22 protein-coding genes, 1 rRNA gene and 1 other RNA gene are annotated in these 25,574 nt (G+C 50.6%); 3 read left to right on the top strand and 21 right to left on the bottom strand.

The window, feature by feature from the left end; translation table 11 throughout:
- The 17 genes from H583_RS0109500 to rpoE form a co-directional block, all read right to left on the bottom strand.
- Window positions 1–202: ribosomal RNA gene (locus tag H583_RS0109500) — 16S ribosomal RNA — on the bottom strand; the annotation flags it as partial.
- 310 nt (window positions 203–512) lie between these two features.
- Complete coding sequence (locus H583_RS0109495) at window positions 513–776, bottom strand: pro-sigmaK processing inhibitor BofA family protein (RefSeq protein WP_028560266.1); 264 nt, start codon at window positions 774–776, stop codon at window positions 513–515.
- Complete coding sequence (locus H583_RS32420) at window positions 773–1,033, bottom strand: DUF2508 family protein (RefSeq protein ID WP_036709034.1); 261 nt, start codon at window positions 1,031–1,033, stop codon at window positions 773–775. Before H583_RS32420 ends, H583_RS0109495 begins: the two co-directional genes overlap by 4 nt.
- A gap of 271 nt (window positions 1,034–1,304) precedes the next feature.
- A complete protein-coding gene (recR, locus tag H583_RS0109485) occupies window positions 1,305–1,904 on the bottom strand; it encodes a recombination mediator RecR (RefSeq protein ID WP_028560265.1) in 600 nt (199 codons plus the stop codon).
- A gap of 15 nt (window positions 1,905–1,919) precedes the next feature.
- A complete protein-coding gene (locus H583_RS0109480; RefSeq protein WP_028560264.1) occupies window positions 1,920–2,231 on the bottom strand; it encodes a YbaB/EbfC family nucleoid-associated protein in 312 nt (103 codons plus the stop codon).
- A gap of 26 nt (window positions 2,232–2,257) precedes the next feature.
- Window positions 2,258–4,033, bottom strand: coding sequence for a DNA polymerase III subunit gamma/tau (gene dnaX / locus H583_RS0109475; RefSeq protein WP_028560263.1), 1,776 nt, complete (start codon window positions 4,031–4,033; stop codon window positions 2,258–2,260).
- Between the two features lie 247 nt (window positions 4,034–4,280).
- Entirely contained in the window at window positions 4,281–5,771 is a 1,491-nt protein-coding gene (locus H583_RS32415) for a PAS domain-containing sensor histidine kinase (protein ID WP_245585886.1), read from the bottom strand.
- Window positions 5,772–6,153: 382 nt separating this feature from the next.
- Window positions 6,154–6,420, bottom strand: an RNA gene (ffs, locus tag H583_RS36025) — signal recognition particle sRNA large type.
- Window positions 6,421–6,491: 71 nt separating this feature from the next.
- Entirely contained in the window at window positions 6,492–6,899 is a 408-nt protein-coding gene (locus H583_RS0109460) for a hypothetical protein (protein WP_028560262.1), read from the bottom strand.
- Window positions 6,900–6,974: 75 nt separating this feature from the next.
- Window positions 6,975–7,172 carry a 50S ribosomal protein L31 gene (gene rpmE / locus H583_RS0109455; protein ID WP_028560261.1) on the bottom strand — a complete coding sequence of 66 codons (198 nt, stop codon included), beginning with the start codon at window positions 7,170–7,172 and terminating at the stop codon, window positions 6,975–6,977.
- 120 nt (window positions 7,173–7,292) lie between these two features.
- Complete coding sequence (locus H583_RS0109450; protein ID WP_028560260.1) at window positions 7,293–8,540, bottom strand: radical SAM family protein; 1,248 nt, start codon at window positions 8,538–8,540, stop codon at window positions 7,293–7,295.
- Window positions 8,541–8,560: 20 nt separating this feature from the next.
- On the bottom strand, window positions 8,561–9,901 hold the full coding sequence (rho, locus tag H583_RS0109445; RefSeq protein WP_028560259.1) for a transcription termination factor Rho: 1,341 nt from the start codon (window positions 9,899–9,901) through the stop codon (window positions 8,561–8,563).
- A 52-nt stretch (window positions 9,902–9,953) separates the two neighbouring features.
- A complete protein-coding gene (locus H583_RS0109440; RefSeq protein ID WP_028560258.1) occupies window positions 9,954–11,207 on the bottom strand; it encodes a UDP-N-acetylglucosamine 1-carboxyvinyltransferase in 1,254 nt (417 codons plus the stop codon).
- A gap of 160 nt (window positions 11,208–11,367) precedes the next feature.
- Window positions 11,368–12,222 carry a class II fructose-1,6-bisphosphate aldolase gene (gene fba / locus H583_RS0109435; RefSeq protein ID WP_028560257.1) on the bottom strand — a complete coding sequence of 285 codons (855 nt, stop codon included), beginning with the start codon at window positions 12,220–12,222 and terminating at the stop codon, window positions 11,368–11,370.
- Window positions 12,223–12,603: 381 nt separating this feature from the next.
- Window positions 12,604–13,002, bottom strand: coding sequence for a response regulator (locus tag H583_RS0109430; protein ID WP_028560256.1), 399 nt, complete (start codon window positions 13,000–13,002; stop codon window positions 12,604–12,606).
- 387 nt (window positions 13,003–13,389) lie between these two features.
- Window positions 13,390–14,994 carry a CTP synthase gene (locus H583_RS0109420; protein WP_028560255.1) on the bottom strand — a complete coding sequence of 535 codons (1,605 nt, stop codon included), beginning with the start codon at window positions 14,992–14,994 and terminating at the stop codon, window positions 13,390–13,392.
- 425 nt (window positions 14,995–15,419) lie between these two features.
- Window positions 15,420–15,986, bottom strand: a complete 567-nt coding sequence (rpoE, locus tag H583_RS0109415) for a DNA-directed RNA polymerase subunit delta (protein WP_028560254.1) — start codon at window positions 15,984–15,986, stop codon at window positions 15,420–15,422.
- Between the two features lie 441 nt (window positions 15,987–16,427).
- Here rpoE and H583_RS0109410 point away from each other — a divergent pair, with 441 nt between their 5' ends.
- Complete coding sequence (locus tag H583_RS0109410; RefSeq protein WP_028560253.1) at window positions 16,428–17,567, top strand: S8 family peptidase; 1,140 nt, start codon at window positions 16,428–16,430, stop codon at window positions 17,565–17,567.
- Window positions 17,568–17,655: 88 nt separating this feature from the next.
- Here H583_RS0109410 and argS read toward each other — a convergent pair whose 3' ends face one another.
- On the bottom strand, window positions 17,656–19,347 hold the full coding sequence (argS, locus tag H583_RS0109405) for an arginine--tRNA ligase (protein ID WP_051236245.1): 1,692 nt from the start codon (window positions 19,345–19,347) through the stop codon (window positions 17,656–17,658).
- On the bottom strand, window positions 19,344–19,790 hold the full coding sequence (locus H583_RS0109400) for a YwiB family protein (RefSeq protein ID WP_028560251.1): 447 nt from the start codon (window positions 19,788–19,790) through the stop codon (window positions 19,344–19,346). Before H583_RS0109400 ends, argS begins: the two co-directional genes overlap by 4 nt.
- A 206-nt stretch (window positions 19,791–19,996) precedes the next feature.
- Here H583_RS0109400 and H583_RS0109395 point away from each other — a divergent pair, with 206 nt between their 5' ends.
- The gene (locus H583_RS0109395; RefSeq protein ID WP_161631194.1) at window positions 19,997–20,737 is read left to right on the top strand and encodes an AraC family transcriptional regulator; all 741 of its coding nucleotides are present in this window, start codon (window positions 19,997–19,999) and stop codon (window positions 20,735–20,737) included.
- A gap of 467 nt (window positions 20,738–21,204) precedes the next feature.
- Here the strand turns inward: H583_RS0109395 and speB are convergent, their stop codons facing one another.
- Window positions 21,205–22,074 (bottom strand): agmatinase, encoded by an 870-nt coding sequence (gene speB / locus H583_RS0109390; RefSeq protein ID WP_028560249.1) that lies wholly within the window; start codon window positions 22,072–22,074, stop codon window positions 21,205–21,207.
- A 27-nt stretch (window positions 22,075–22,101) separates the two neighbouring features.
- On the bottom strand, window positions 22,102–22,929 hold the full coding sequence (speE, locus tag H583_RS0109385) for a polyamine aminopropyltransferase (protein ID WP_028560248.1): 828 nt from the start codon (window positions 22,927–22,929) through the stop codon (window positions 22,102–22,104).
- Window positions 22,930–23,342: 413 nt separating this feature from the next.
- Here speE and H583_RS0109380 point away from each other — a divergent pair, with 413 nt between their 5' ends.
- On the top strand, window positions 23,343–25,469 hold the full coding sequence (locus H583_RS0109380; protein ID WP_081667065.1) for a transglycosylase domain-containing protein: 2,127 nt from the start codon (window positions 23,343–23,345) through the stop codon (window positions 25,467–25,469).
- Window positions 25,470–25,574: the final 105 nt, after the last annotated feature.

Raw genomic sequence — 25,574 nt, 5'->3', positions numbered from 1 at the left:
GACCATGCGATCAAACCGCGTATCCGGTATTAGCATTCGTTTCCGAATGTTATCCCAGTCTTACAGGCAGGTTACCTACGTGTTACTCACCCGTCCGCCGCTAACTTTCCGAGAAGCAAGCTTCTCTTCAAGTTCGCTCGACTTGCATGTATTAGGCACGCCGCCAGCGTTCGTCCTGAGCCAGGATCAAACTCTCCATAAAAGTTATAGATAAGCTTGTTAGCTCATTACATTTTGTTGCTGTTCTGCGACTCTTTCAAGTCACAGGGCATTTCGCTCGTTGTTCAGTTTTCAAAGAACAAATTACTTCGTTTTCGTTACCGCCATGTCTCAGCGGCGACTTAATTAATATAACACACTTTCATATCCCGATGCAAGCTTTTTTTTAAAAACTTTTTTCGCATCTCGCCGCCGTCTCTCAGGCGCAAGAAGTAATATACCATAGACTTTTAACTAGTGTCAACGTTTTATTTGATTTTATTTGAATCAACCACGCAGCAATGGCTGCCGCCTTACAGCAGCAGCCATTGCAACGCGAGGATAAGCAATATACCGGGCACACCCAATATGACCACAGCAGCTATCGTCATAGGATTCAGAGGGATATGAAAGCCTGATATCCAGCCTGAAAAGTTCAGCACATACAGCAGCAGCGCCGCAGCCACAAGATGCAGGAAGAAGCGTTTTACAGTGAGCCATGACAACTTGCTTTTTATGAACACCAGCACCAGCAGAGCAAGGGAACCGATCAACAAGGTAAGCCAGACACTCTTCATCCCGCTTCCTCACCCCGCTTTGACAGCATGCTGTTATCCAGACTCTTGGCCTGTCTTAACAGCATCTCATAGCGTTTCTCCGCCGCTTCAATCGCAAAGATTGCGTAATCAATCTGGTCTTTGCCGAGCGCATACTCAAAATGCTGCTGCGCATTCACCCAGTCCCGGTGCGCCTCCTGAATATCCAAATAAATTTGCTGTACACTCCCGCTGCTCTCCGGCTCGCCTGCACCCTTCCATCTATTCCACCAGGCCATGAAACCCTCTCCTCCCGCTTGTCCATATAGTCCTTCGCCTGTTACTAGTCTATAAACCAGCCAAGCGACTTAGAACTCTGTTATATTGAACAAACTGATAATCATAGAGAAGGTTCATATAATCCCCCGATAAATCCAAAGTTAAGCAGTACGGTCGAATACTCCAGAACAAGATTGATTCATCGGGCAGAACGCTCTTTAACATGCTGGCATGAAAAAAGCCGCCGGTTACCGTCCCCCGCAAGGAACATGTACCAGCAGCTTTATACTGTTATCTTAATTCACGCCGTCCTTCAAGAGCCTTGGACAGCGTGACCTCATCTGCATACTCCAAATCTCCGCCTACCGGCAGACCATGTGCAATCCGGGTGACCCGGATACCGAACGGCTTGATCAGCCGCGACAAGTACATGGCTGTAGCTTCGCCCTCTATATTCGGATTAGTGGCCAGAATCAATTCCTGAATCCGCTCGTCACTCAGCCGTGTCAACAGCTCACTGATGCGGATTTCCTCAGGACCGATTCCCTCCATAGGCGATATGGCCCCTTGAAGCACGTGATATTGCCCCATAAATTCCTTGGTTCTCTCCATCGCAATGAGATCCTTGGATTCCTGAACTACACAAATGACAGAATGATCACGCGTCTTATCCTGGCAGATCCGGCACGGGTCGATATCGGTAATGTTGCAGCAGACCGAGCAGTAATGCAGATTCCGCTTCACACTGACCAGCGCCTTGGCAAAATCAATTACATCGTCTTCCTTCATCCGCAGCACGTGAAAGGCAAGTCTTGCAGCCGTTTTGGGCCCTATTCCCGGCAACCGGGAGAAGGAATCGATCAGTTTGGCTATCGGTTCGGGATAATGCAATGAGTGCAGCTCCTTCTAGAACAATCCTGGGATTTTAACGCCCCCGGTGAACTTGTTCATATCCTCGTTGGACATTTCCTCTGCTTTGCCCAGCGCGTCATTAACCGCCGCGAGCACCAGATCCTGCAGCATTTCCACATCATCCGGATCTACCGCTTCCGGCTTGATCGTCAGGTTGAGAAGTTTTTTATGACCGTTTACTGTACAGGAAACAACGCCGCCTCCTGAAGTTCCTTCCACGATTTTACTCCCGAGCGCTTCTTGGGCTTTCAGCATTTGCTCCTGCATTTTCTTGACTTGCTTCATCATCTGATTCATGTTATTCATCGTCTTCACCTCATAGGATTAGTTGATTAATGATCTTCGGAAATGACAACAAGCTCTTCACCGAACAGCTTGACCGCCTCTTCGACCCATTCCGGTCGGGAAGTATGCCCGTCAACGCTGCCGGCATCCATCATTAAAGGCTCAGGCTTTTCCTCAGGCCGGCCTTCTGTTGCCGCCAGCCACTCCTTAACCATTATAGTCGAAAATTTAAAATCCCGCTTGAGTACAGTTTGAAGCACACGCTCAATGACCTCGCGGTTGGCCGGCTTCTCCGTCGTCTCCCTGTGGATTTCATTTTTGAACGCAATTAGCACACTGTCCTGTATAGCGGATACCGGTTCTCCGTTAATCAGCCATGCATGAATGGAAATTCCTGCTTCCTTAACCCGCTGCAGCACTTCATTCCACTGCATGCGAATTTGCTGGAACTCCTGGCTACCCAGACCAGCGACGAACGGACCAAGCTTCACCGGTGTACGCATAACCCCGCCAGCACCCCCGCGGGCGCCAAATCCGCCGCTGCGGCCAGTTGACTGGGCCGGGGGAGATGGCGCAGCGTTCGCTCCTGGCGTTCCGCCGCCCGCGCCGCTGCGCAGCAGTTGCTCCAACTTCTGCTCCAACTGCTTTACCTGGCGTTCCAGCCTTGCCAGTTCCCCGGCTGCTGCCGGTGCTGCCGCCTCGGCAGAACGGCTGGCAGCTGTCTCTTCCCCGGAGGAAACGGGGACCGTGCAAATCTTTAGCAGCGCAACCTCAAACAAAGTCTGGGGCTGTGACGCATGCTTCAGTTCAACCTGATACTGATGAAGAATATCAATCATGCGGAACAAGCGATCACGCTCATAAGCGTCGGCCATTGCCCGGAAACGCTCCGGATCAACGATTCTTTCAGTCGTAGCGGAGCCGTCCGGAACCAGCTTGATCAGCAACAGATCCCGGAAGTAGTAGACCAGATTCTCCAGGCACTTATCCGGGCTTTTCCCTGCCTGCATTAATCCCTCCACCAGCGGCAGCAGCGCAGCTACATTCCGCTCCTGAATCGCTTCAGCGAGAAGGGCGAATTGCTCGGCCGCCAGGCCGCCTGTCACTTCGACCGCATCCTCCAGCGTAATCTTCCCTCTGGAGAACGCCGACACCTGCTCCAACAGGCTGATGGCATCCCGCATACCGCCATCCGACAGCCGTGCAATGTAAGCCAGCGCTTCTTCACTTGCTTCCATTTGCTCTTCATCACAGATCTGCTTCAGTCTTCCGGTCTGCTCCTCAAGCGCAACCTGCCTGAAATCAAAGCGTTGGCAACGCGAAATAATTGTTGCCGGCAGCTTATGCGGCTCCGTTGTCGCCAATATAAAAACAACATGCCCTGGCGGTTCTTCCAATGTCTTCAGCAGCGCATTAAAGGCTTCTGAAGTCAGCATATGCACTTCATCAATGATATACACTTTGTAACGGACGTCAGAGGGTGCATACCGTACTTTGTCACGAATGTCGCGAATCTCGTCGATCCCCCGATTGGAGGCAGCGTCAATCTCGACAACATCCATGATGGAACCGGCTGTAATACCGGTACAAGCCTCGCATTCGTTGCACGGTTCAAGCGAAGGACCCTGGCGGCAGTTAATCGCCTTGGCGAAAACTTTTGCAGTGGTCGTCTTCCCTGTCCCCCTTGGCCCGTTAAACAAATAAGCATGGGAAATACGCTGTTCCCCAATGGCATTCTGCAGCGTCTGGATAATATGCTGTTGTCCTACCATATCCCGGAATGTCTGTGGACGCCAGGCGCGATACAAAGCGATGTGGGACACGCGAACCTTTCCTTTCCTCTGCTATTGCTTTTTAAGCCGATGAAACTATTATACACTATCCTGATCTGATGCGAAAACGGCTTTTGGACATACCCTGACTGCCGGCGGAAGTACCGGGACTGTACTTGGCTGCCGGAAGCAGCAGCGGGTTGGCACGATTCATAAGAATATCCGCATGGGAATTTTATGAATTCTTCTATTTCAACACATGCACCTGGATATGTATACAGGGAAATCATGGGCGGATTCAAGAAGAAAGTGAATTGGATTCTTCCCCGTTTATTACCGAATAGCTGGCGTTGTGCTTGTCGTCTACAGAGCAGGGGATGCTCACCGTGAAGGTAGTCCCGTCCCCCTTGGAGGCGGCCCTGATTACGCCTCCCATATCGTGAATAATCCGCTGGCATACCGAAAGCCCCAGCCCTGTCCCGCTTTCCTTGGTGGTGACAAAGGGGTCGAACATTTTATCCATAATTGATGGGGGAATACCGGGACCTGTGTCATGAATATCAATATTGACCCAGCGCCCGAAGCCATTCTCCCGTTCGATCCGGCCAGAGATGGTCAGCACGCCGCCCCGGCTCATAGCCTCAATGCCATTCTTGCATATATTCAAAAACACCTGCTTGAGCATCTCCCGGTCCGCGACAACCTTGGGCAGCCAGCGCTCAGAGTCAAACTGGATCGTCATCCCGTGCAGCAGCGCCTCACTCCGCACAATCGGCATAATCTCACGCAGCACGACGCCAAGATCTACGAGATCATAAACAATATCCTTATGCTTGCTCAGCAGCAAGAACTCGCTTACAAGATCATTAATCCGGTCAATCTCTGTGAGCATAATTTCAGTGTAGCCGTATTCCTTATTGAGTTCCTTGTCGCGCAATGTCTTTTTGAACATCTGCAGAAAGCCCTTGATGGCGGTAAGCGGATTCCGGATTTCATGTGCGGTTCCCGCCGCAATCTGCCCGATCATCGACAGACGGTCACTGCGCTGCACTTGTTCCTCCAGAGAGCGCAAATTGGAGACATCCTTGAAAATGACATAAGCCCCAAGCAGGCGTCCCCTTTCATCACGGAGCAGATTCGCATCCATTAGCAGTTCCCAGCGTTCACCCCCACGCATCCGGCGCAGCGGATAGTTATGTACGGGAATTTCCTCGATCACCATCTGCTTGAGCATCCGATGCTCCGCAGGAGCCTGATGGAACACCCTGTCCATTGTACAGCCAATCACTTCCTTCGGATTCACGCCAAGTACCCTGCAGGCCAGCGGGCTCATATCGCTCACCCTGAAGTCCGGCTGCATCAGGATCACACCAAGGTTCTCATCCTTCAAGAAGGTCATCGCAAACTGTTGCAGCAAGGTGCGCGTCTTAACCGTTCCGTTCGACAAGAGAGCCAGATGCTTGCACTCCGTTGAATCCGTCTCTAACATAATCATGTGGAAATCAAACTCCATGACCTCGCCGCTCGCTGTCCTGATCTGCACATGGCGGCCAGGCATTTCCATGACGACGTTAGGGCCGCTTTCAACCAAGTGGAATACTTCCGAAAAGGCCAAACCGACCATTTCTTTCTCCAACAGCCCTGTCTGCTCCTTAAATTGTCGGTTTACTGCGGTGATCACACGATTATGGTCAAACATAACAGCTACCGGAAATAGCGGCGTATTCCACAGTCTGATTAGCGCTACTTCCTGAATTGGAATTGCTTGTTCAAATGAATCGTCATACAAACAGACTCACCTCTTTACAGGTTCCATTTTTGGCAGGCATGTATTCAGCGTGGGGCCGCCGGCTCTTGAAGCCAGCAGCCAATATATAACGGACAAGCAGCTGAAGAAAAGCAAACAGCACAGCCGGCTGCGCGGCCTTGCGAGAGAACAGAGGCGTTTAACAGGAAAATAAGCATTCCGTCAAACGACGAGTGATGAAATTGATATTTCTTTTAAAAACACTTAATCCTTTTAAACCTTACATTATATTCTATTTTAATAGAGCAGATTCCTTCCACGTCTTTGCTTTTTCTGTCTGAAATGAAAAAACACTTTTAATGTACTCCGGTCCGCAGTCGGCCAAAGTCATTAAAAGTGTATATTCTGCGATACGAAAATTGTACCGTGCACCTGCCCTTGATTGATGAGACCCAGGCGGTATTCTTGATTCCAGCTCGGGACAGGCACTCCCCCGGCACATAAACGTTACTGCTTACGGCTGCTTCCTTCCGGACCTGACCGGATTCACAGGTGTCCATTGCGGAGGACCCGACCGTCAACACTGTTCACAAGTACCAAACCCCACATCAGCATAACCTCAGACAGGAATTCAACCTCGCTACAGCGGATTGCGAGTTACAGGGCACCGCTACCTCCCCATCTAGCACGGCAAACATAAGTATAGCCGATCTTGTCCCATTACGCAACCTTCGGAAGCAAGTTTGCAGCAAGAATTTTATATTAGCGCTCTAAATAGACATGAATTCGATATCGTGGCATGTTCTCCTGAAGGAGTTGCCCAGCTTGATCAAGCAGCCGGTTTGTTCTCACTTCATCCAAATCAGAGCGCGGTCTGATACGCACATCAATATCCGGATCATGAATGGTTAAGCTAGACTTTTCAATCCCTGGCAGCTCGGAGAGTTTCTCCTTCATAAATTTGATATCGCTGCTGTAGCTGTAATAATTGGAATTGCCAAGCGGCAAATTCGGATTGCTGTTTGACAACCCCATGTAGCCGTCATGCCCATAAGTTTTCACACCGTTCCGGCTCGATCCGGAGTTGGTACAGCCCCCAAGGAATGCCACGAACAGCAACAAAGCAAGCAATCCGGCTGCAAGGCTGTGCGAACGAACTGATTTAAACATAAAAAAGCCTCCCTTCTATCCCATAGGATGGCTGAGGGAGGCTCTTGTATTCTGCTAATTTGAGGCAGATAATAATTAGATGCCGTATTTCTTTTTGAAACGATCGACGCGGCCGCCAGCATCCAGGAATTTTTGTTTTCCTGTGAAGAACGGGTGGCAAACAGAGCAAATCTCTACACGCAGATTCGGTTTAATCGAACCTGTCTCGAAGCTGTTGCCGCATGCGCATGTTACATTAGTAACATGATACGTCGGATGAATACCTTGTTTCATCTCGTTCACCTCTTTCTGCCCTGAGCCGACTGATGGACCCAGAGTTCAATCTAACATAGGGGATTATAACATAGGAAGGCAAGCAGTTGCAATGCTTTTTGCACGCCGTTAAAAAGGGTCTTACGCTCTCACTGGGGGGATATGGGTGTAGGAGCCGATCACAACATCAGGAAGCTCGGACTCGAAAATTTCGAGCATTTGCTTCATGCCGTATATTTCCCCTTTCGCCTTCGGAATCAGCTCCAGATAGCTCTCCGGATCAATATTCAGGTTGCGCATCTGAATAAGACGCAATCCGGTCCGTTTGGCGAAGCCAATCATCGCTTCAATTTCTTCCTCACGATCCGTCACTCCCGGAAAGATGAGGTAGTTGATGGAGGTATATACTCCTTTTTCCGATGCATACTTCAATGATTTCTCCACATTCGCCAGGGTATACCCCCTCGGCTTGTAGTAGGCATTATAATGCTCGTCAATGGCGCTAATCGTGCTCACGCGCATCAGATCAAGCCCCGCATCTACAATAGCCCTAATGAAATCAGTCAAGCCCGCATTTGTATTAATATTGATATAACCTTGCGAATTCAGGCTCCGGACCCGCCTCATCGCCTCAACGATAATTTTGACCTGGGTGGAAGGCTCGCCCTCGCAGCCCTGGCCAAAGCTGATAATGGAATCCGGACCCTTCAGATGCTCCAGCATAATATCGACAACCTCATCAGCAGTCGGCCTGAAGTTCATCCGGGTCTGCGGAGCCGGAAATCCGCTGTCATCCGGCTGTTCGGATATACACCCAAAGCAGCCTGCGTTGCAGGAATAAGAGACGGGCACAGCCCCTTCCAGCCTGTTCATGAACGTATTCGAGGCCGTCAGGCACTCATACCCCAAGGCACAATTGGAAAGATGCTTGATCAGCCTGTTCTCCGGGTATTTGGCCAGCAGACGCTCAACCTGAATCCCCAGCTCCTTGCGGTCACAATTCAGCGGGTTCCATGGTTCCGGATCATCCGACTGATGCGCCGCCACATAGAACTTCCCGTCCTTCCACACGACGGCGGAATAGCCGAATAACGGCAGCTTCTGCGTCTTGTCAGACTTCACATAGCCTGGCAGAGCCAAGCGGGTGAAGCCTTGAGGAAGCAGTGCGCCTACCGCCTGAAGTTCTCCTGGCAGCAGCTCCATCCGGCCAGTCTCGGCGTTAAGCCCGACCGGCCGTGTAAACGGCAGTCCGACCAGCGTAGCACCTTCCGGCAGCGGAATCAGCTCATCCTCCAGCAGTTCGACAACCATCTCACCACTGCGGCCGAGCGCCAGATAATCCGGATGGTCGAACAAATTGCCCTGTTCATCTGCATAAACCAAATTCATGTTGTCCTACCTTCTTTTCCTTAAGATACCGGAGTTGAACGTGCCGGACGGCGGCCCGCTGAACTGTTGCTTCCTGTTGAGGGACGGGAGGAGGAGGTGCTTTTTTCCACCATACTGGAAGTATCCAATGAAAGCAGAAACTCCGTATTGGTCTTGCTGTCCGCCAGCTTCTTGAGGAAGCCATCGATAAATTCAAGCGAGTCGTTCATAGATTTGCGAATCGCCCATACTTTATCCAGCTCTTCCTTCGTAAGAAGCATTTCCTCGCGTCGCGTTCCCGAACGGCGGATATCCAGTGCCGGGAAAATTCTCCGTTCAGCAAGTTTGCGGTCGAGATGTAGCTCCATATTGCCCGTCCCTTTAAATTCCTCATAAATGACATCATCCATACGCGATCCGGTCTCTATCAGCGCTGTGGCAAGAATGGTCAGGCTTCCGCCTTCCTCCACGTTTCGCGCAGAACCGAAGAAGCGCTTTGGACGATGGAATGCCGCAGGGTCGATACCACCGCTCAGTGTACGCCCCGATGGCGGAATCACAAGGTTGTATGCCCTTGCCAGACGGGTGATGCTATCCAGCAAAATAACGACATCCTTCTTATGCTCTACAAGACGCAGCGCGCGCTCCAGCACCAGCTCCGCAACCTTGATATGGTGCTCCGGCAGTTCATCAAAGGTGGAAGCAACAACCTCCCCTTTAACGGAACGCTGCATATCTGTAACCTCTTCCGGGCGCTCATCAATCAACAGCACAAACAGCTCAATATCCGGTTGATTGGTAGAAATGCTGTTGGCAATTTCTTTAAGAAGAAGCGTCTTACCCGCTTTTGGAGGCGCCACAATCAATCCGCGCTGTCCAAGTCCGACAGGTGCCAGCAAATCCATAATTCGCGTCGATAGTTTGGTTGGAGAGGTTTCTAGGACCAGTTTCTTCTGTGGAAAAAGAGGGGTTAAGGCAGGGAAATGAAGCCGTTCTGATGCAAGTGTCGGGTTTTCCCCGTTTACCGCATTGACCTGCAGCAATCCGAAATAACGCTCATTTTCTTTGGGCGCCCGGCATTTGCCGGAAACGAGATCCCCTGTACGAAGATCAAATTTGCGGATTTGCGAGGCGGAAATATAAATATCTTCCGTGCTTGGTAGATAGTTGATCGGGCGCAGGAAACCGAATCCCTCCGGTAAAATTTCGAGTACACCCTGCATAAACATCAAGCCGCTCTTCTCAGCCTGGGCACGTAAAATGGCAAAAATAAGTTCTTTCTTTTTTAGCTGGCCATAATACGGAATTTGATACTGCTTTGCAAGCTTATACAACTCGGTCAGCTTTAGTTCTTCCAGATCTGCGATCTGCAGTTCCGTCATGTTCTCACCACTTTATTTAATTTTCCTCCAGCATTGCCGGATTTCTATCAATCTATTCATTTTCCCGCCAAACATCTGCACCTAGCTTGCGTAAATTATCCACAAGGAAATCATAGCCCCGGTCAATATACTCTACGCCTGTAACCTCTGTTACACCATCCGCTACAGTCAGGCCCGCCACCGTCAAGGCAGCACCGGCACGCAAATCGGCAGCCCGGACCTTCGCCGCATTCAGTGGTCCGCCTTCAATAATTGCAGAACGGCCTTCCACCTTGATATTGGCTCCCATGCGAACCAGTTCAGGCACATGCTTGAATCGGTTGCTGTACACATAGTCGGATAGAACGCTGACACCATTGGCTTGCGTAAGCAGGCTGGTCATCGGGGATTGGAGGTCGGTAGCAAATCCGGGGTATACAAGTGCTTTGACATCAACTGCTTCATAGGAGGGTCCGCCCACAATACGGATTGCCTCATCCAATTCATAAACCTGAACACCCATCTCCAGCAGTTTGGCTGTCATGGCTTCCATATGCTTGGGGATAACATTATCTATAAGGACATCACCACGGGTCGCAGCTGCGGCAATCATGTAGGTACCGGCTTGAATCCGGTCGGGGATGATGGAGTGGCGGCAGCCATGAAGACTATCGACGCCTTCAATACGGATCGTTTCGGTTCCGGCTCCCTTTATTTTGGCCCCCATTGAGTTAAGTAAAGTTGCTACATCTATAATTTCAGGCTCTTTTGCCGCATTTTCAATAATTGTGGAGCCTTTTGCCTTGGAGGCAGCCAGCATGATGTTAATAGTTGCGCCTACGCTCACTACATCCAGGTAGATTTTTGCGCCACGAAGCTGTTTGGCCGAAATTTTGATCGATCCGTGATCATTCGTAACTGTTGCACCTAGAGCTTCAAATCCTTTAATATGCTGGTCAATTGGTCTTGGCTCGAAGTTACATCCGCCCGGAAGACCGATTGTCGCTTCTCCAAAACGTCCCAGCAAAGCACCCATCAAATAGTATGAAGCCCGCAGAAGGTTAACCCTGCCGTTAGGCATTGGTTTGGATTGGAGAGAAGAAGGATCTATCTTCATCACACCGCCATCCCAGGTTACCTTGCCGCCCAATTCTTGAAGTATCTCGCTGTATACTGCCACGTCGCTAAGTCGAGGCAGGTTATCCAGTACAACCTCCGACTCCGCAAGCAAAGATGCCGGAAGCAAAGCAACTGCACTGTTCTTGGCCCCGCTGATTTGCACGGTACCGCGCAGCGGGCGGCCGCCTCGAATCATTAATTTTTCCATGTAATTAGTAATCCTCCCACCTTGAGAAGAAGACAAAGGAAAACCCGTCCTCCCGGCCTTAAATGCCCTTGTTCGCCGGGCTGCTCCTTTAGTGGATAAGCCGGACGCCCGAGAACCTGATCAGGCTCGGGCAATGACGGGTTTTCTTTTGTTTCGGAAGTTACGCTTGGTTGCTGCTGCCGAACAGGCGAATTTTCTCTTTAACAACGGCTTTCATTGCTTCACGAGCCGGTGTCAGGTATTTACGAGGATCATATGCAGACGGGTTAGCTGCCAGTACTTCACGAATTGTATTCGTGCAAGCCACTTGGTTTTCTGTGTTCACGTTGATTTTGCCTACGCCAGCCTGGATAGACAGACGAATCGCTTCATCAGGCACACCGGAGCCGCCATGCAGAACCACTGGAACTGGAATTGCGTCTACAACTTTTTGAATAATATCATAATGAATTTTAGGCTCGCCTTTGTACATGCCGTGAGCTGTACCTACAGCAATAGCCAGACAGTCTACGCCTGTTTCTTCGTAGAAACGGATCGCTTCCTCTGGCTTAGCAAGGCTTGCATGTTCTTCATCCACGCTGATGTCATCCTCAACGCCGCCGATTGTACCCAGCTCACCCTCAACGGAAACGCCCATTGCGCGTGCAGCTCTAACAACTTCTTTGGTCAAACGGATGTTGTCTTCCAGAGAGTAGTGGGAACCGTCAAACATAACCGAGGAGAAACCTGCGCGGATACATTTCATGGCAATTTCAAAGCTGCTGCCGTGGTCGAGGTGAAGTGCAATTGGAAGGCCGGATTTCTTGGCTGCCGCTTCCGCGATTGCAACTGTATACTCGATTCCCATATATTTCAGTGCGCCTTCGCTAACACCGTAAATAATCGGAGCGTTTTCTTCGATTGCAGCATCTACGATAGCCTGTGCAAACTCAAGATTGTTCATGTTGAACTGACCTACAGCAAACTTGTTAGCTTTTGCTTTAGGCAAAAACTCATTCATCGATACCAATGGCATGGTAACTCTTCCTCCTAAAAGTACATTTTTCTCAAGCCCGAACAGACTTGTTCATACTGAGTCATTATACCACAAGGTGACACGAATATGTAAAGAAGAAACAACCCCTATAAAAGACCGCGAACGCTTATCCTTCAAGGGAACTCAAAAAAGAGCGGGAATCCTGCACCCGCTCCATGAACTGCAACTTATGAATTTATTGTGACGGTTGAAACTCACAGGTGATTCGCTTATATGCCAGATGTCCTTAACCGGCAAGCGTGTATCCCGGATTGATAGTAATAGAAATGAGTGCTATGCATGTGCCAGGGCTGGACAAAGAGCTTTTCAGCAAGAACTCCCAGTCAATTTTGACACATCCTCATTCTCGAAAAGGGGTCGCTAGGATCCCAGGGCATAACAATTATTGGATTCCCCGTCCCGAAGCTGCATATTCACTGCAACCCGCATTTCGTCAATGTCAAATGGTTTTGTGAAGTGCATTAAGGCTCCTAAATCTGTTGCTTCCTTGATCATGTCAAGCTCACCGTAAGCTGTCATCATAATGACTTTAATGTCCCGATTAATCGCTTTCACATGCTTCAAAATTTCCAGTCCGTCCATACCAGGGATCTTCATGTCCAGAAGCACCAAATCCGGCGATTCGTTTCTTACGATTTCCAATGCAAGTTTTCCGTTGGAAGCTTGAAAGGTTTGGTAACCTTCGCTGCTGAATACTTCCACGAGAAGTACGCGAATTCCATTCTGGTCATCAACGATCAACACTTTCTTCTTATCCAACTTAAGCCCTCCTACAAGTGAGCGACACGATCTAACAAATCAACAGCGCCTCTATTCCTTTTGCGTGTTCGACTTGTCAGCGAAACCGGTAAATGCTTGCCGACCTGGACAATCCGGCAACGCCTGAATGGTCAACTCTTCCATAATCGTTACTATATTCGCGCCTTTCCGTCAATTATCCTGCTTCGCCTAAAAAAAACCATCTCATAGAGTTCTCATAGAGCTGATAATTAAAAAAGCCCGGCATTCCGGCATGCAGCATGGACTTGCACCGCCCTGTTGATAATCATCAGGCTGTTCAAACCGTACCGCAGCACCGGGTCACCGGGCCGCTTGCGTCAGCAAGGAAAATGTATGGCAATCAGTTTGTCTCCCAGACTGATTGAATTATTGATTAGAGTAGCCCAGCGCTGCACGGACAAAGTCGCGGAACAACGGCTGCGGGCGGTTCGGGCGGGAAGTGAATTCCGGATGGAATTGCACAGCCAGGAACCAAGGATGATCCGGCAGCTCTACGATTTCTACAAGTCTGCCGTCCGGAGAAGTACCAGAGAACTTCAAACCTGATTTCTCAAGCTGCTCTCTGTACTCATTATTGAACTCATACCGGTGGCGGTGGCGCTCATACACCAGCTCGTCTTCATAAGCCTGCCATGCAACTGTCTCTTCCCCGATTTTACAAGGATACAGACCAAGACGCATTGTGCCGCCCAGATTCTCGATATCTTTTTGCTCAGGAAGCAGGTCGATAACCGGATAGGAGGTGGAAGCATCAATCTCCGAGCTGTTCGCGCCTCTAAGTCCGACTACGTTACGCGCATACTCAATAACAGCTACCTGCATACCCAGACAAATTCCGAAGAATGGAATCTTCTGCTCGCGCGCATAACGGATGGCGCTGATCTTGCCTTCGATTCCCCGGTCGCCGAAGCCCCCAGGAACGAGAATACCGTGTACACCGGACAGGTTGTCCGCAACGTTGTCATCCGTCAGCTCCTCAGCATTGACCCAGCGGAGCTTGATTTCTGAATCCGCATCAATTCCCGCATGTCCAAGCGATTCCACAATACTCAGGTACGCATCATGCAGCGCCACGTATTTGCCGACAATTGCAATTTCAGTCGTCTTCTTGAGGGATTTCACACGCTCTACGAGAGATTCCCATTCCGTCATGTCCGGCTGCCCCACTTGCAGCTTCAGATGGTTGACGACAATTTCATCCAAACCTTGCTCACGCAGGTTCAACGGCACTTCATAGAGATTGGACGCATCCACGCACTCTACAACCGCATTTGCGTCGATATCACAGAACAGGGCGATTTTGCGCTTCAAGTCCTCAGCGATCGGATATTCAGTACGGCATACGATCACATTCGGCTGAATACCGATGCTGCGCAGCTCTTTAACGCTGTGCTGAGTCGGCTTTGTCTTCACTTCACCGGCTGCCTTGATATAAGGAATCAGAGTAACGTGAATGTACATCACATTATCCCGGCCGATATCGCTCTTGATTTGGCGGATCGCTTCCAGGAAAGGCAGGCTCTCAATATCGCCTACAGTTCCGCCAATTTCAGTAATTACGACATCCGAGCCAGCCTCTTTGCCTGCACGGAATACACGATCCTTGATTTCATTTGTAATATGCGGGATAACCTGTACCGTTCCGCCCAGGTATTCACCGCGCCGTTCCTTGCTGATGACAGTTGAGTAGATTTTACCGGTCGTTACATTGCTGTTCTTGGAGAGATTAATATCGATAAACCGCTCATAATGGCCTAAATCGAGGTCAGTTTCAGCGCCGTCATCCGTTACGAATACTTCCCCGTGCTGATAAGGGCTCATTGTTCCCGGGTCGACGTTGATATACGGGTCAAATTTCTGAATAGTTACCTTGAGTCCGCGATTCTTGAGGAGCCGTCCTAGCGAAGCTGCTGTGATCCCTTTTCCCAGCGAGGAAACGACACCGCCTGTTACGAAAATATACTTTGTCACGAAATAATACCCTCCAAGCGTTATGTTAATATTAGGGTTGCCCATTATAATACAAGCGTAAACAAGCCCCTCGGACATTGATCCGCCGAGAGCGGCTCTACGCAGAAAAAATAAAAGCCTTGCAGCAAAAAAACTACAGTTTCTGACCGAAAGCAACTGCCCCGGTCTAACGGGTTGCAGCAGCGTTGCACGAGGAAAATTAAGAAAATCCATGCATAAAAACTCAGTCATCTTATACTTAAAAACAAAAAAAGTGACACCCGCTGCCACGGGGCACTTTTCATTTTGTTCATTTCATATAAAGATCGAATCTGTAGCCCATGCAATAGTTTACTCTGTCGCACCTGCTCTGTCAAGGGTAAACAAAACGGCAGTTTTATCATGGTCCTACAGGGTTATCCGGTAATAAATGGAAGACGAAAATGCTATGCTTTTTCCTCTTCCTCTTCTTCCTCATCGGAATTGTTTTCATTGGACTCTTCGTCAAAATCCTCTTCGTCCGATTCCTCTTCGAGCTCCTCGTCGTCGATCATACCTTCCTCGTCGACTTCCGCTTCCTCTTCATTCTCTTCGAAAATATCTTCACTGTCTTCATTATACATATCGTAATCTTCATCATCTGCTACATAGGTTTCTTCTTCTTCATCCACGAAGGCATCTTCCTCATCGTCATCATCATCATTGATGATACGAGGACGTTTTGCATTGCCGACCGGATCTTCGGAACGCTCAACCGGGTACCAGCGCTTCAGCCCCCACATATTGCTGCCTACACAGGCAAAGCGGCCGTCAATATTAATCTCCGTGTATACCTGGGCAATGACCTGGTTGATTTCATCCTGGCTCAACCCGCGAATCTTGGCGATCTCCAGCATCAAATCCCTGTAGTAATACGGCGTATTGGCTGCTTTCAATAACTCAAACGCCAGATCAACCATTGGCATCTCGCTAATCCGCTCAGGATTCAACTTCAAGGTTATTTCGCTGCTCATTTCCACACATCCTCTCACGCTATATGCATCAGCTTTATCGCATGCCTTATCCATTATCAAACTATAGTAAAACCTATTTCCTGTAAAAATGCAAGCGCAACAACGCCGCAAATTCTCAAGTCCGCTTAATTGCAGCATTTCCAATCCCCGCAATGCGCAGACATCTAATTTTTTATGCTGCCTGAGCCAGGCCCGTCCACCCCTTAAATTGGAAAAAGCGAAGGAAACCCTTCGCTTCGACTGTATCCTATCGGACCCGTACACGCACCTGCAGGGCCAGATACCGGTGAGAGGCCGGCTGAACTCTCACTCTATACTATGTCCGAAGCCACTATTTGCCACGGCCCCAAGCCTATTTATTTCAAATCAGGCCACTTGCTCATTCCGATGGACACAGCTGTTCATACAATAGCTCAGCATGGTCATCGGGAGGGTTGTTAAATGGATTCAACCGCTTTTCTCCGTTGGCTGCACATGGCTACAGCAGAGCATCACGGCAATGCCAAGCAGCGTATTATTCATTTTAAAGATCCTGCTGAATACCAGCAGTTCGCCCTTGCCTTGTCCGAATCTGCCAAGTCTAACCCCTCGCTCGGCATTGTGAAGCAAATGCCGCTAATCCAGGCCATCTCCTGCCGGATACCGGATGCCGGGCCGCTTCCCGATTGCAGCAGCATCTGGATCGAGGAGGATTGCCCGGTCAGCGTACACTCCACAGTCAAGAAAAATGCTCAGCCGGCAGGCGGCATTCCTTGGGGCGTACAGCAGGTCAAAGCTCCGTCAGCCTGGAGCCGCACAACCGGACACCGGATAAAGGTCGGGGTCATTGATACGGGAGTGGACTTTAATCATCCTGATCTGCGCAACTCCCTGACCAGGGGCATTAATCTGCTGAACCGCTCAGAGCTGCCTCACGATGACAACGGCCATGGCACCCATATTGCAGGCACCATCGCCGCAGCAAACCAGCCCAAAGGAATGATCGGGGTTGCGCCGCGCGCCACGATCTGCCCGGTCAAGGCATTCGATCAGAACGGGAGCGCCTATGTCTCGGATATCATTCTCGGTATTGACTGGTGCGTCCGCAACCGCATTCATATTATTAATATGAGCTTTGGCATGAAATCACGCAGCAAATCGCTGCTCAATGCGGTTACCAGCGCCTATAATGCCGGCGTAATAATCGTCGCTTCTTCCGGCAATGACAGTCGCCGCAAAGCTATCGATTACCCTGCGCGCTACCCGCAGACGATCTCTGTAGGAGCCACCAACAAGCTCCGCCGTATCGCACTGTTTAGCAACAGGGGCAGCCATATTGATATTTATGCGCCCGGCGACAAAATTATCTCTGCCTGGCTGAAGGGCAAATATAATGAAATGAGCGGCACCTCGATGGCTACTTCCCATGTCAGCGGAGCCGTCGCCTTGCTGCTTGCCAAATATCCCGGTCTGACCCCTTATGAAATCAAGTCCATTCTGAAGCGCTCCATGCAGCCGCTGAAGGGCAGCAAGACTCCCCGGCTGGTAGGCGAGCTGGATATTATGAAAATGATGAGGGCAGCAGACAACGAAGCCCGCTGACAAGGCAAGCATGGGACGAAGGACAGCTTCCTCTGCTCAGGAAGCCGCCACACGCCCCGCTAATACCTTGCCCGCGGGCTGTTTTACCTTACATTCTCTCTGGAGCTGTTACACCGATGAGACGCAGCACATTGCCGATTGTCGTGCGTACAGCGGCCAGCAGCGCCAAACGCGCAAGCGTCTGCCCGCTATCCTCTGTAATGACGCGCTCAGCTCTGTAATAGCTGTGGAGTTGGGACGCCAGCTCGTATACATAACGGACAATCCGATGCGGCGCATACTGCGTTGCGGCCTCGGAGATTTCTTGCGGCAGTTCTCCCAGCTTGCGAATCAGGTCGAATTCCGCTTCAGCCGATAACTTGGTCAAATCCGCACCTGCCAAGCCTTCAAGTGAGATGCCTTGCTCCTCAGCTTGTCTGAAAATGCTGCAAATTCTCGCATAGGCATATTGGACATAGAAGACCGGATTTTCATTGGAAGTGGAGATTGCCAGATCCATATCAAAATCCAGATGGGAGTCCATACTGCGCATGGTAAAGAAGTAGCGCATGGCATCAACGCCAACCTCGTCCATCAGTTCCTCGACAGTAACCGCCTTGCCGGTACGCTTGGACATTTTTACTTTTTCGCCATTCTGGTACAGGCTGACCATCTGGGCAACAAGCACAACCAATTGATCCGGGTTATTACCAAGCGCCTCCATAGCCGCCTTCATTCTGGGAATGTAGCCATGGTGGTCTGCTCCCCAAATATTGAGAATCCAGTTAAAGCCGCGCTCATACTTGTTGCGGTGATAAGCAATATCCGGTGTCAAATACGTATAGCTGCCATCATTTTTAACGAGTACGCGGTTCTTGTCGTCTCCGAACGGCATTGTCGACAGCCAGGTCGCCCCGTCCTCCTCAAACACCTGCCCGCGCTCGCGCAGTGCGGTTAACGCATCATCAATTTGTCCGCTCTTGTACAGATCAGTCTCGCTGTACCATACGTCAAAAGGTACACGGAACCGCTCCAGATCACGCTTGATCTTGTTCAGCTCGCGCTCCAGGCCAAATTCACGGAAGAAATTGAAGCGCTCCTCATCCGGCAGGCTCAACAACCGGTCGCCCTCCTGCGCGTGCAGTTCTTTCGCAAAGCCGACAATATCCTCGCCATGATAGCCGTCCTCCGGCATTTGGGCATCCAATCCAAGCTGCTGCTTATATCTGGCCTCAATTGAGTAGGCCAGATTATTAATCTGGTTCCCCGCATCGTTAATATAATATTCACGGGTTACTTGATAACCGGCAAAGTCAAGCACATTGCAAAGCGCATCGCCGACAGCCGCCCCGCGGGCATGGCCCAGATGCAGGCTGCCTGTCGGGTTCGCGCTGACAAATTCAATCTGCACGCTTTGTCCGGCTCCGGTCGCCGTACGGCCATAATTATCGCCATCATTCAACACCTGGCCGATAACCGGATACAGATAGCTCTTGTCCAGACGGAAATTGATAAATCCAGGGCCGGCAATCTCGGCGGATACGATTCCGGCTTCCTTATGATCCAGATTGGCAATAATGGCTTCTGCAATTGCGCGCGGGTTCTTCTTCGCCAGCTTGGTAAGCTGCATCGCTGCATTGGTTGCCAAGTCCCCGTGAGCTTTGTCCTTCGGAACCTCAAGCACGAAAGTTGGCAGATCTTCCTCAATCGCCAGCTCTGCTGCAATAACAGCCTTCCCGATCGCTTGCTTTAAACGCGCATAGGTTGCTTCCAATACATGTTGTCCGTTGCTTGTACTCATTGTGCATCTACCTCCTGAATTTGCAGCCGGAGTTGAAACCGGCCGATATGCTGTCCGTTCATCCACAGCGTGTAGCTCCATGCCACGTCCGCCGGAAGCTCCGGCGCACCCTGCTGGCCGCTATCGCCCTGCAGCAGCGTGAGCTGCTCTGTAACAGTCTCTAAATGGAATTGAATATCCGGAGTGCTGTACTCCCCCGGCTGTCTTAAACCTTCGACAAACCGCTGCTCAGAGCGGATATGACCGCGGCGGCTGATGACGAGCTCGCCTTTGCCGATCCGCACTGTCGTGCGAACCGGGTCCTGCCCTTCCTCCCGTTCCTCGTACAACACATAAGCGGAGCGGAACTTGGGGATCCACTCGCCTTCATACTCATGAACGGTGACTTCGTCTTCCTGCCGGCTTTCCAGCCGGATTCGAACCTTGCGCTTGTTTGATTTCATCCATATTCTCCCGCTTTCTGACGGTCTGGTTGGCATGAAGACCAAACCTCGTTATGATGGGAACAGCACCTTAACCAGTTAACCAGTTACTCACGCGAAGGGAGAGTTGCGATATCGATTTCAGCCAATTCCCTGTTCTGACCGATCTGGAGCGCCGCCTGCCGGTCTATATGACCAGCCTCGGAGCCTGGATTAATCAACCGCCGATGGAACGTCCAAAGGGGTTCAGCGATTTTCAGTGGCTGCAGACAACCAGCGGCAAGGGCCTGTTAAGAATTGCAGACCGTGAGATCACCGTATCACAGGGACAAGGCTTCCTCCTGCTTCCCAATGAAGCCCACGCGTACAAACCTCTGGAGGAGCCGTGGAGCCTGCGCTGGGTTACCTTCTCCGGCAGCCAGACCGCACAAATACTGAAGGATCTGGATTTGTACAAATCCGAAGTATTCTACCTCAGCAACCCTGACGTAGCTTTGAAACATCTGCAGGAAATGAACCTGCTGTTATCCCATCCGCATCCGACTACCGGACTGGAGGTATCTGCAGCAGTCTATGCACTGCTGCTGGATCTGTACAGATACGGATCCAGAACAGAGCTGCGGTCGCGCAAACAGCAGATGGACGTTCTAGCCCCTGTGCTCAGCTATATGGAGCAGCATTACAATAGACTGATAACTCTGGCCGAACTGGCTGGTCTCCTTCGGGTTAGCCCCCAGCATATTTGTGTGCTGTTCCAGCAATCTCTGGGCGTCCGTCCAATTGAATACCTGACCCGTATCCGCATCCGCAAAGCCAAAGAGTTGCTGCTGCTTCATCCGGATGCAGAGGTACAATCCGTATCTGCCCAGGTGGGCTATGAGCATCCCAGCTATTTCATCAAGATGTTCAAGAAACAGGAAGGCTTGACTCCGACGGCCTTTCGCAGCATTCATCTGAATGCTTTTTAACCGTCAGCATTGAGGCCTGCAACACCCAAGAACACGGACGCTTTCATCCTGCTGCGGCAATGCGGGCATTATTGCCAACCTCACTCATTTGCTTGCAAAAAATCCAAAAAACCCCCGTCTCTTCAATAAAGAGACGGGGGTTAACCGCGGTGCCACTCTTCTGGTATCGTCAGGCTGCCCCGCCGATCCTCTCAAGACATGATAACGGAATGACCGGATCATTCTACACAAAAGCCTGCGCGCTGCTATGAAGCGGCTGCTCTCTTCAAATGATCAACTCCCAGGTGCGCATAATACCGTGATCTGCGCCGGCTCTCACCCTCCCGGCTCGCTAGTGCAGCATCCAAACGGCATACTCTCCTGTTCCTTGCTGTTTCCGATATGAAAATAACTTCTATGTGAAAACTATATTCACATTTTTCATAAAAAGCAAGTGTTATCAACCAGCTGCGGTTAAAAACCTGAAATTACTTGATAAAGCCAAGCAGCATTTCTCTAATTATTTTGGAAGCTACGATCTGTGTCTGCTCTGTCGGGTCATAAGCAGGAGCAACTTCAACGAGATCGCAACCTACCACATTAACGCCCGAATTTGCAATGGCATGTACAGCTTCCAGCAGTTCTTTGGATGTGATGCCGCCAGCTTCAGCCGTACCTGTCCCCGGAGCACAGGACGGATCGAGAACGTCGATATCAATCGTCAGATAGACCGGACGGCCTGCAAGCTCAGGAAGCACCTTCTTGAGCGGCTCGGCTACCTCGAACGGATAGAAGTTGATATTCTCACGGGCATAGGCCCATTCCTCACGAGAGCCGGAACGGATGCCGAACTGATAAATATTCTTGCCGCCGATAAGTCCGGCAGCCTTGCGCAGCGGTGTAGAGTGTGAGAGCGGCTCGCCTTCATATTGCTCACGCAAATCAGCATGGGCGTCAAAATGGATGATCGCCAGATCGGGATATTTCGCATACACCTCACGGAAGACCGGCCAGGATACGAGATGCTCCCCGCCCATGCCCACAGGCATTTTGTCGTCAGCAAGCACTCCGCGCACAAAATCTCCGATAATATCAAGGCTGCGTGCCGCATTGCCGAATGGCAGCAGCAAATCGCCAGCATCGAAATAAGTGATTTCCTCCAGACTGCGGTCGAGATACGGGCTGTACTCCTCCAGACCGATCGATACTTCGCGAATTCGTGCAGGGCCGAAGCGGGAGCCGGGACGGAAGGACACGGTATAGTCCATCGGCATGCCGTAAAGTACAGCCTTGGAAGCCGCATAATCTTCTGAACTGAGAATAAATACGTTGCCTGAATATTGCTGATCAAGTTTCATCTGGTCGTCAGTCTCCTCTTTACTGTATTACTTCACGAGGTCTTCCACAAACTTCGGCAAAATAAATGCCGCCTTATGGAGACGCGGGGAATAGTATTTTGTGTTAAGCTCAGGGATCGCAGTTTCATCCACCTCGAGCGGATCATACTTTTTGCTGCCCAATGTAAAAGTCCACAGGCCGCTTGGATAGGTAGGGATGTTCGCACCGTATACACGCACGATCGGGAACACTTCTTTCACATCCTTGTTCACGCTCTGAATCAGATCCGCCTTGAACCAAGGGTTGTCCGTCTGGGCGACAAAGATGCCGTCTTCCTTCAGCGACTCATAAATGCCTTGATAAAAGCCGCGGGTGAACAGATTGGCTGCAGGGCCAACAGGCTCCGTGGAATCAACCATAATCACATCATACGTATTTTTGTGGTCATGAATGTGCATAAATCCGTCGTTTACGATAACTTCTACGCGAGGGTTGTCCAACTCTCCTGCAATTGTGGGCAGATACTTTTTGGAATACTCGATTACTTTGCCATCGATATCAACCAGCACCGCTTTTTTTACTTTCGGGTGCTTCATGATTTCACGGATTACACCGCCGTCGCCGCCGCCTACTACAAGCACATGCTCAGGATTGGGATGCGTGAACAGCACCGGATGGGCCACCATTTCATGGTAGACGAACTCGTCCTTCACAGTCGTCATAACCATGCCGTCCAGAACGAGCATCGTTCCGAACTCCTCGGTCTCAACCATATCCAGCTTTTGAAAGTCCGTCTGCTCGCTTACATACGTTTCTTTGATTTTGGCTGTAATTCCGAAAGATTCCGTTTGCTTTTCTGTGTACCACAATTCCATGTCGGCAACTCCCTTCTTTCCGTCAAAGTTTCTCCCGTAATTATAGTAAAACCCCAGCAAAAAGCAACCTTTCCCGGACAAAATTCTAATCGGGATTTTTCATCAAACTGAAAAGCCGTCTCCTATAAACAAGATATAGATTTCATCAGGTTTGTTCATCTATATCTTGCCCTTTAAAACAGCTGATATCGAATATTGCAAAATCCTGAATTTTTAAGGGACGGAAATCCTATCTCGCATATGCACATGAATGAATAGGGCACAGGATATTTTTCCATACTAAAACCAAAGGATTTCAAAAATTTACCGTTGATCACAATTGTCCGGCCAGCCCCGATATTCTTGGGACAAGCAGATTTAGAGGCAAACGTACTGGCCGTTATCTTAAGGTTCAAGTTGGGAGGCAGCTACCTATGAGCAAGTCATCATCCCGATTTTCCAAACACCGTTTCCGCCTGTTTACTTCCCGTGAACGGGCTTCCAAACCGTTATGGCGCCAACTGGTATGGCTGTCAAAAGTGACAGGAGCAACCGCTTTGCTACTGCTTATTACAATTGCCGGCCTGCTGCTCTATTTGCGTTCACAAGCCCTGCCCGCGGCTGCCATCAGCCAATCCTCGCAAATGTACGATATGCAGGGCAATGTTATCGACACTTTCCATGCCGGCGAGAACCGCAAATCCGTGCCGCTGGATGCCGTCTCACCCTATCTCGTGCAGGCGACGGTAGCTGTCGAAGATCAGCGCTTCTACCAGCATCTGGGCTTTGATTTGAAAGGGATGGCCCGTGCCGCCTTCGTCAATCTGGAGAGCCGTCAGAACAAGCAGGGTGCCAGTACACTGACCCAGCAGCTTGCACGCAATCTCTATCTCTCCCATGAACGCACCTGGAAGCGCAAGCTGAAGGAAGCGGCGTATACTGTTCAGCTTGAAATGACCTACTCCAAGGATCAGATACTGGAGATGTATCTGAATCAAATCTATTACGGACACGGGGCTTATGGCATTGAAGCAGCCGCCCGGCTGTATTTCGGCAAGCCTGCCCGGGACCTGTCACTGGCTGAAAGCGCCATGCTGGCCGGAATCCCAAAGGGACCGACGTATTACTCACCATTTAATAATATGAAGAAGGCCAAGGACCGGCAAAAGCTCATTCTGTCCATTCTGACAGAGGACGACTATATTACAGCAGGGCAGGCCAAATCCGCCTATGGGGAACTACTGTCCTTCCGGACCCTTGGCGACGGCCAGCAGGAAGGCTTTGCCCCTTATTTCCGGGACTATATCCGGCTCATGGCCGTAGATAAACTTGGGATCGATGAGAATCTGCTAAATGAGGGAGGCATACGCATCTATACAACACTGGATCAGAGCGCACAGCGGGCTGCCGAAGCTGCCGTTGCCGAAGGATTGCCCAAGGATACGGAACTTCAAGCGGCGCTTGTCGCGATCGATCCGCGTACCGGTTACGTCAAGGCAATGGTTGGCGGCCGTGATTACAAACAGAATCAGTACAACCGGGTATTCGCCAAGACACGCCAGCCCGGCTCTTCCTTCAAGCCGCTGGTCTATATTGCTGCGCTGCAGGACGGCGGAATGACACCTGTAACCCCGTTCATGAGCGAACCGACAGCCTTTACGTATGATGAGGGACGGCTGACTTATGAGCCCCATAACTATAATAAGAAGTACTTCAATCGCAATATCGATATGCGGACCGCAATTGCCAGCTCGGACAATATCTATGCGGTTAACACGATAATGGCGGTCGGCCCGGACAAAGTGATCTCTATGGCGCACAGGCTGGGCATTGAAAGTGAGCTTGCGCCTGTTCCTTCTCTTGCGCTGGGTACGTTCCCGGTCAGTCCGTTCGAGATGGCGTCAGTCTTCAGCACATTTGCAGGCGCAGGCGTGCGTACAGAGCCAACAGCAATTCTGCGCATCGAGAACAGCCGCGGCGAGGTCATCTATGAAGCCAAGCCGCGCAGGGAGCAAATTATTAGCCCGTCCAATGCTTATGTATTAACCTCACTGATGGAAAGTGTATTTGAGACCGGCGGGACAGGCAACCGTGTCGCCTCGATCATCAAGCGTCCGGTAGCCGGCAAGACCGGCACGACGGCCACCGATGCCTGGCTTGTCGGGTATACGCCGGAACTGACCGCTGCGGTGTGGGTAGGTTATGACAAAGGACGCACCATTTCAACCTCTGAGTCACACAGGGCCGCGCCGATTTTCGCCCGGTTTATGGAGGGAGCACTGGAATCAGTGCCGCCAAAGATTTTCCCCATTCCCGATGGGGTTGTCAGCGTTTATGTTGATTCCATATCCGGCAAGCTCGCAACAGCAGCCTGTGCCCAGCATCAGCGTCTGGAGGCCTTCACAGCCGGTACGGAACCAACGGAATACTGTGCGGAGGCAGACACCCCGCCCGCTGGCGGGGAAGACAAGCCTGTTAATCAGGAAGAGGGAGCCGGGGAATTAAGCAAGCAAAAACGCCGGTCCTGGTGGCAGCATCTGAAGCAGTGGTGGGACAACTAAAGCTGATCATCAATAGCCCCTGTCATCTTCATCTAGTGAAGAAGGACAGGGGCTTTTGATCGATGCACATGTCTGCTTGCCCCAAGTTTATCCGCCATGCAGCTG

Origin of the sequence: Paenibacillus pinihumi DSM 23905 = JCM 16419, from assembly GCF_000422505.1 — a bacterium.
Taxonomy (GTDB): domain Bacteria; phylum Bacillota; class Bacilli; order Paenibacillales; family Paenibacillaceae; genus Paenibacillus_D; species Paenibacillus_D pinihumi.
The sequence above is the reverse complement of the archived record's forward strand: the minus strand, read 5'-3'. Positions and strand labels throughout refer to the sequence as shown.